Here is a 1,060-nt window from a genome sequence, read left to right on the forward strand (position 1 = left end):
CAATACGCTTTTTCGCAGTGGCGGTGACGGTTGAACTGGGGGGATCCTACGCTGGATCTCATGTCTCTGGGCTGAGAAATGCAACTATAATTAAGTTATGATAAGGGGCTCACGCTCTCCGTGTGACCCCTCCGCTGCTACTTCAGCCTTTCCCTATGGGGCATGGGCAGGAGGTCCGGTTGAGGAAGAGGTCAATGTATGATTTCCTCTGACTGCTGTAAGGCGTTGAGCAGGCGCGAAGTTACCGTTGGGGAACACTTAAGCTTAACTTGCTCCACATCACTGACCATTCCTCTCTCAGCCCACTGAACTGCCTACCCCTGTCGCTACATCAGCAACACCCTACATGTCTAACTACGAACCTGAACTCAACGACATTTTGTTGGATGGCCCCGCCGATCTCCTCGAGGCTGCCGAAGAAGCAGAGGTGGATCTGGCCGATGGCGAGTTTCTGGAAGAGGAGCCGACCCGCCGCTCCACTGATCTGGTGCGCCTCTATTTACAGGAGATTGGTCGTGTTCCTCTTTTGGGGCGCGATGAAGAGGTGGCCCTGGCCCAAAAAGTCCAAGACTACATGAAGCTCTTGGATTTGCGCCTGCGCCTGCAGAAAGAGTTGGGACGGGATCCCACTCTTGCGGAATGGGTGGCCAAGGCCAACCAGTACCCCGAGTGGGCGCAACTGACCCCTGAAAAGCTGCAGCAGATTCAGCGGATTGGCAAGCGTGCCAAAGAACACATGATCAAGGCCAACCTGCGCCTGGTGGTGTCGGTGGCGAAAAAGTACCAAAACCGCGGCTTGGAGCTGTTGGATCTGATCCAAGAGGGTACGCTGGGCCTGGAGCGAGCGGTGGAAAAGTTCGACCCGAAAAAGGGCTACCGCTTCAGCACCTACGCCTACTGGTGGATCCGGCAGGGCATTACCCGCGCCATTGCCACCCAAAGCCGTACCATTCGCCTGCCCGTCCACATCACCGAGAAGCTGAACAAGATCAAAAAAGCGCAGCGCAAGCTCTCCCAGGAAAAGGGCCGTACTCCCACCATCGAAGACATCGCCTCCGAG

Annotated in this window: 1 protein-coding gene; it reads left to right on the forward strand. The window is 56.1% G+C overall.

The features are described from left to right. Positions 1–346: 346 nt before the first annotated feature. On the forward strand, positions 347–1,060 hold a 714-nt coding region (locus NW819_RS10345; protein ID WP_414413688.1), incomplete at its 3' end, for a sigma-70 family RNA polymerase sigma factor.

Source organism: Synechococcus sp. R8-2, assembly GCF_047461715.1.
GTDB lineage: Bacteria > Cyanobacteriota > Cyanobacteriia > Thermostichales > Thermostichaceae > Thermostichus.